This is a genomic window from Gemmatimonadota bacterium, assembly GCA_039715185.1.
GTDB lineage: Bacteria > Gemmatimonadota > Gemmatimonadetes > Longimicrobiales > RSA9 > DATHRK01.
Map to the genome: position 1 here is coordinate 1 of JBDLIA010000129.1, position 6,514 is coordinate 6,514.

The 6,514-nt window shown below is 70.7% G+C and carries 5 protein-coding genes; 1 reads left to right on the forward strand and 4 read right to left on the reverse strand.

Annotated elements, in window-relative coordinates:
* A partial coding sequence (locus ABFS34_15415) for a DUF819 family protein (protein MEN8376816.1) occupies positions 1 to 184 on the forward strand: 184 nt, incomplete at its 5' end.
* Here the strand turns inward: ABFS34_15415 and ABFS34_15420 are convergent.
* From ABFS34_15420 to ABFS34_15435, 4 genes are read right to left on the reverse strand one after another with little or no spacing between them, the layout of a single operon-like run.
* Positions 181 to 750 (reverse strand): hypothetical protein, encoded by a 570-nt coding sequence (locus tag ABFS34_15420; protein ID MEN8376817.1) that lies wholly within the window; start codon positions 748 to 750, stop codon positions 181 to 183. The genes ABFS34_15415 and ABFS34_15420 overlap by 4 nt on opposite strands.
* Before the next feature lie 22 nt (positions 751 to 772).
* The gene (locus tag ABFS34_15425; GenBank protein MEN8376818.1) at positions 773 to 1,867 is read right to left on the reverse strand and encodes a hypothetical protein; all 1,095 of its coding nucleotides are present in this window, start codon (positions 1,865 to 1,867) and stop codon (positions 773 to 775) included.
* Positions 1,864 to 3,063 (reverse strand): hypothetical protein, encoded by a 1,200-nt coding sequence (locus ABFS34_15430; protein ID MEN8376819.1) that lies wholly within the window; start codon positions 3,061 to 3,063, stop codon positions 1,864 to 1,866. Before ABFS34_15430 ends, ABFS34_15425 begins: the two co-directional genes overlap by 4 nt.
* Positions 3,063 to 5,885, reverse strand: coding sequence for a TonB-dependent receptor (locus ABFS34_15435; GenBank protein ID MEN8376820.1), 2,823 nt, complete (start codon positions 5,883 to 5,885; stop codon positions 3,063 to 3,065). The genes ABFS34_15430 and ABFS34_15435 overlap by 1 nt, the downstream gene beginning before the upstream one ends.
* Positions 5,886 to 6,514 lie beyond the last annotated feature (629 nt).

The window sequence follows — 6,514 nt, forward strand, 5'->3', positions numbered from 1 at the left end:
GCTGTTCTTCTTCGCGACCGGGAGCATGGCCAACGTCGGGGGGGCGGCGTCCGCGCCGGTGGTGGCCGGCGTCTATCACCCCGCGCTCGCGCCGGTCGGGCTGCTGATGGCTGTCGGGGGCTACATCCTGGGCATCTACGCCGCGTTGGCCGCGGCCTGGCTGCTGGGAGCCGTAGCGACCTAGATCCGAACGCGAAGCAGCGTTATCCGCGTCGCCGGCGCGAGGAGCCCGCCTCCCGCGCCTGCATCTACACCTATGCCTCCGCCGACGGCCGCGTCCCCGTCGGGCGGCAAGATGGCCAGCCGCCACTGTGGGCCGGCTGTCGTGCCGCCGATCAGGCCGCCCAGCAGGGCCCCCATGCCTCCCAGCAGCGCCACTCCCGTGAAAGCGCACGAGTTTTCGCACTGGCCGATCAGGGGTAGCGTGGGCACGAGGCCGGCGCCGAGTCCGATCAGCGTCCCCTCTATGATGCGGCCCCTGCGCGGTATCCACCCGGTGTAGACCTCGAATCGGCCGAGGGTTTGCGGCTCGAACGTGACGTTGCCCGCTTGCGGCGTACGGACCACGAGGCCGAGCGGACCGGCGGACACCACCGAGCCCTCCGCGCGAGTCGGGGCGTATACGCGCACGGAGTCGCCTATGGCCACGATGCGCTTGGGGGCCGGTTGCGCCGACAGGAGCGTCGGCGCCAGCGCGGCGCAGGCCATCAGCGATGCGACCACCCGCGCCCAACCGAGCGTGCCGCGCACCCTCGGCGCCCTTGCACTCGCCTTACTCCGTGACACCCAGCACCTCCGTACGCAAAACGATGAACTGTGCACGGTCGGCCACGAATAGCACGCCTCCCGCGAGCGCCAACGCCCACGGCGCGTCCAGCGCGGTGGCCCCGGCCGGCAGGCCGTCCCCCGCGAACGCGGTCTCGCCGTTCCCAGCGAAGGTCCGCACGATACCGGTGGCGCGATCGAGCACCCGCACCCTGTGGTTACCCACGTCCGCTATGAAGAGCGTCGCTCCGTCACCGCTCGCCGCCAGCCCCTGCGGGGCCGACAGCCGCGCCTCCAAGCCGGCGCGCCCGTCTCCGCCGAAGCCTAGGTCGCCGCTACCGGCCACGCCCTCGATGGTCCCGTCCGCGAGCGAGACGGCGCGTACCCGGTGACTGGCGGAGTCGGCCACGAACAGCGTCTCGCCAACCAGGGCAAGGCCCACCGGCCGATCCATTCTCGCCGCGAGCGCGGCGCCGCCGTCGCCGTCGTCGCCCTCTTCACCCGTGCCGGCAACTGTCGCCAGCAGCCCCTCCGAATCGACGGCGCGCACACGGTGCGCGCCGTCGTCGGCAACGTAGACGGTGCCTTCCGGGCCGACGGCTACGTCGGACGGCGCCACGAGGCCGCCGGCCAGTCGATCCACTCCGTCTGGTGCCGGCACCGAAGAGCCATCGCCCGCGAAGGCGGCCCGCTGGCCGCTCACCGGGTCCAGGAGCCACACGCGCCGGCCGCCCGGGTCGGCGACGAGGAGGTCTCCCTCCGCGTTGAGCGCCAGTCCGGCCGGAGCGAGGGGGCAGCTTTGGTCGCATTCCCGCAGGTCGTACAACGCGGTCAGCGTGCCGTCGACATCGAGGCGAAGCACGCGACCAACGGGCGCATCCGCAATGAAGAGCGTTCCGTCCGCCGAGGCGACCAACCCCTGCGGCCCCTGGAACCGGCTATCCAGCGCCGTCTCTCCAGTCGCCGTGCCGCGTTCGCCGGGAGCGCCCGCCACGAGACGCATGCGCGCGGGCACATCACCCAGGAACAGAATCGCGTCGCCGCACCCGACGGCAAGCGCGGATATAGACAGCAGCGTCATCATGCGGGTTGGCCAGCTCATGGAAGCGCATCCGGTGGAAGCGCATCCGGGAGGGGCAGGATCCAGATGTCTCCGACGCCGTCCTGGACACGAGTACGCGTGAACGCCAGATGGGTCCCGTCCGGGGACACAGCCGGATGGCGCCCGCCTTCGGTGGCCGGGATTGGCGCGGCCAGGGTCGGGTCGAGCGGCGGCATGCGCCAGAGCTCGCCGAAACGCTCGAAGAACACCCATCGACCGTCCGGGCTCCACGCGGGATCGCGCGACGTGAGGGGCAGGATCGATATCGTCCCGGTCGCGACATCGAAAAAGGAAACACGCTGGGTAGATATCTGACGAACGAGGCGCGTGGCCGTCTCCGCTCCGGCCCCACCGCCGGAGCACGTGCACGTGAACGACTCCGGGTCTGCGGCTTCCATCTGCACGAAGGCGATTGTGGCGCCGTCCGGGCTCCAGGCTGGCGAGACCGCGTAGGCCGTATTCGGCACCTCGGTTACGGTGCCCGCCTCCACGTCCCAAATCTTCAGAGAGACGCCATCGGAATAGGCGACGCGGCGGCCATCCGGCGACCACGTCGGGCGGAAGGGGAGTCCGCCGAGCGAGTAGTAGCGCTGGAACGGGTCGGCTTCCAGGAGCAGTCCTGCCTCGTCCCTTTTGCGCACGTCGAAGGAGGCCGTCTGCTCGGGCCCCGTCGCCGCGCCCTCCACGTCGCGGACAGCGATCGCGATCAGTTCCAACTCGGGCCCCGGTATCGAAGGCGGAGCAAGCTCCCCGCAGTTCAGCGCCTGTCCGGGGGCGCAGAAGAGGGGGAGCGTAAAGCGCAACTCGACCACCGCGAGGCGGCGGCCGTCGGGGCTGAGCGCCGGGGCCACCAGGTTCGGGAAGGTAAGGTTGTCCTGGTATGACTCGGCTAGCGCGCGGGCCTGACCTCCAGTAGCGGGGACCGCGACGACCGCGCTAGAGGCCTCCGGAAACAGGTACGTCTGGCCGGCCGCGTAGGCGATCTCCGTTCCGTCGGGCGTCCACACGGGTCCCGCGTCGTGGAACGGGCTCAGCGTGAGCTGAAACGGACCGGTCGGAGCGGCAGGCGGGTCCGGTAGCTGGAACGGATCGGGGTCGCCCCGGCACCCGGTGAGCAGAGCCGACAAGCCGAAGAGCGCGGCAAGAGCCCCGTCTCGCGTAGCGATCGGTCCAAGCCTTCGCCGCCGTACCGCCATCAGAACCGCACCTCCACACCCAGCCGCAGCTGCAGGGGTGCACCGAAAAAGAGCGACGGATCGGCCGCGTCGAGGGCCGCGGCGAAGCGGGCCTGGCGAAACTCGTCCGGCGTGACGAAGCCGTCGCGGTCCAGGTCGGTGAGGGGGCTGTAGCTGGGCGACTCGCGCGGAATCGGGTCGGGGATCGTCAGCCCGTCCGCCTGCGCGGTGACCGTCTCCAGGTCGGGCGCCAGCCCGCCGGTGTCCCTCCGCAGCCCGAGGATGTTGTCGCGGTCGAACAGGTTTCGTCCGTCGGCGACGACGGACCAGGCGCACCGCTCGCAGCCGGGTAGCCGGCCCAGGTCTCGGGCCACGCGCCCGTCGATCTGCGCGGTCCACGGCAGGGCCGCAACCGACCCTTCTCTCCCCACTATGCCCGCGATTCCGGTCAGAGGCAGGCCGCTCTCGACCGTTGCGGTGAGGCTGCCCCGCCACGCGCTTTCCAGCCCGCGCGCCCTGCCGACGGCGAGTAGAAGGTCGAAGGCGTGGCGTCGATCGAAAGCCAGGGGGGCCTCGAAGGGAGCATCGGTCGAGTCCGGGTTCTCCGGGTCCAGCGCCGTGGAGACCGTGCCGGTAGCTTTTTGCAGCGTGTAGGAGAGACGCACACGAGCGGCGTCCCAGTCGCCTCGCAGCGACACCTCGGCACCCCGCACGTTGCCGAAGTCGCTGCTGACGAAGCGGCTATCTCCCCTCTCGGACAGCCGCGCCGACCCCGACACGAGGTTGCGCAGCTGCTTGATGAACACGGTGCCGGCGAGCGACATGCGCTCGTTGACCGCGTGCGCCGCGCCTATCTCGTAACTCACGCCGCGCTCGAAGCCGAGGCTCGGGTTGCCCTGCCGGCGGATGTCGGTGCGCAGCGAATCCCCGATCTGGGTGTCCAGGAAGAACCGGAAGTCGGGCGGCTGCTTCACCAGCGCGAAGCCGAAGCGGGCGGTCGTGCTGCCGTCGGTGCCCGGGATCGGCATCGCGGCGCCGAAGCGCGGCGAGAAGCCGGTCTGCCAGCTCGGCTCGAGCACCGGCGCGGTGACGTCCAGCCTGTCGGTCCGGAAAGCCACGCCCGATCGAAAGGCGTCAAGACGGACTCCGAATTCGAGCGCGATGTGGTCGACGGTGAGAAGCCGCGCCTCCAGGAATCCCGACGCCTGCCGCGGAAAGAAGCGCGCGAACGTGGGCAGGGACCCCGTCAGGTGTGACTCGAGTCTCTCATACCACTCGTTGCGGAAGAGCTTGGCGTTGGCGCCCGCCCTGAAGACGTGGCCGGCCGCGGCGAGCCGCTCGACCAGGAGATCGGCGCCCACGAACTCGGTGCGGCTCCGATTGGCGATGTTCGGCGTGCCCTCGGTGACCAGGAGGCCCTCGGCCGCGGCGCCGAAGGGCGTGCCGGCTGCGCGCCCCGGGGGCAGATAGCCCGGGATCGGCCTGGGCGAGGCCACCTGGTCCGCGATCGGAGATCGCACGAAGTCCTCACCCAGGAACTCGAACTGGTCGACGCCGAAGCCGGCAAACCGGTCGTCGGCGATCGAGCCGGGCCGCACGACGCCCAGGTAGCGGTCTAGGCGCATGGCCGAGCCGCGCGCGGTCCAGTGCCACGCGCCGCCGGGGCTGTGGTGGGCGCCGTCCAGCGCGACGCTGACGAGCGAGCCGGTGGTGCGTTGCCCCAGTTGGTAGTCGCGGTTGTACTTGAAGGCGGGCGTGTATAGCTCGTTCTGCGCCCGGTTTCCGAGAATCGACGCGGTCAGGTCGATACCGCCCCCGAGCGGCCGGTCGAGGCGAAAGAAGCCGATTAGCTTGTCGCCACGCTGGTGCGGCACGAGGTCCCTGGTGAAGGGGCAGAGCAGCGGCGTCAGCTCGGGCGTCGAAGCGTAGCGCCGTATTTCCTCCACCAGGCCGCCCGCGGCGTCCTCGGTGTCGATGCAAGTGAGTCCGCGGGAGTGCGGATCCGCGTCCCGGAAGCCCTGCGCGAAGAGGTCGGCAAAGACGGTCGTGCCTTCACCCAGCAGGCGGACGGGGCCGCCCGCGGACAGGGACAGCGACGAGAAGCCGGTGAACAGCGAGGTGGGCGCCCATTCGTCGGTAAGCGCGCGCGCGGAGGCTTCCCAGCCGAGCGGGCTACCCCGGCGCGTGGTGAACCGGACCACCCCCGAGATCGCCGAGCCGACGCCCGCGCCGAATCCGCCGGTGACGACCTCCAGCTCCTCCAGCGACGTCGGCGAGAGCTCCAGTCCCAGCCCTTCGGTCGATGCCTCCAGCTGATTCTTCACCTCGAGGCCATCGACGACGTAGGTCTCTTGTCCGAGCCGACCTCCCCGGAAATGCCCATCAGAAACGCCGGGGGCCAGATCCACGACCGTCTCTGTCGCGTCCACCGGCAGGCTGCGGAGCTCCTCGCCGCCTACCACCTCGTGGCTCACGCGGACGTCGGGCTCGACCAGTCGGAATCGATCGACCTGCACGGTGATCGCTTCCACGTCGACCGGGGCCGGTTCCAGCTCGGCCACTACCTCGACCAGTCTTCCGGGGGTGACTCGCACTCCAACGAGTTCCAGCGGTCGGTAGCCCAGGGCGTCGATGCGCAGCGTGACCGTGCCCACGGACACGGCCGTCATGACGAAACGTCCCCCTTCGTCGGCGATCGCCAGGCGAAGTCCGTCCCCGGTGCGAATCGTCGCCCCCGCGACCGCCGTGCGTGACTGCCGTTCCAGAACCTGGCCGAAGACGGCGCCGGTCGTCTGCGCGGCCGCCACGCCGGAGGACAGCGGGCCGGCCAGAGCGAAGGCCAAGACGATCTTTCCGAGGCGGCGCGGAAACATGCGGAACCCGGGGCCGAGCCCAGGGCGATGGACGACGGAGCCTATGAGTGGGATCAACCGCGGATCGGGCAGGGGCATCCAGCACCTCGCATCCTCACAAAACGCGCGAGGCCCGGCAGCCGAGACACCCCATCCGGGGTGCATGTGGTCGACGCCCGTACGACGACGAGAGGTCGAAGTGTGATCGGGGCATGACGGGACGCTCCTTCTGTTGACTCGGCGCCGACCCCGCGGACGCCGCCCGCGTCCACCGAGATCCCGACGCCTCGGTCGGCGTAGGCTCTACCCGAGATACGTGAAATGCGCGGGCGCGACGCCACTCACAGGCTCGCGGAAGGCCGGCCGGAGGCCCTTGTCGCCCCGTGGGCGGGCCCCTATGGTCCGAGCTACGACACCTTCCGCGGACCGAGTCCTTCCGGAGAGACCCATGCTTCGACACCCGCCTGAGCGCACGCACCGCCTACTCGTGCCGGCTCTGGCCGTGCCCCGCCTGGGCGCCCTCGCCGTCCTCCTCCCGGCCATCGCCGCCTGCGCTCCTCAGGGTGAGGCGCCCGCCGGCGGCGTCACCGCGGCCGACTTCATCGCCGGCGTCGAGGCGG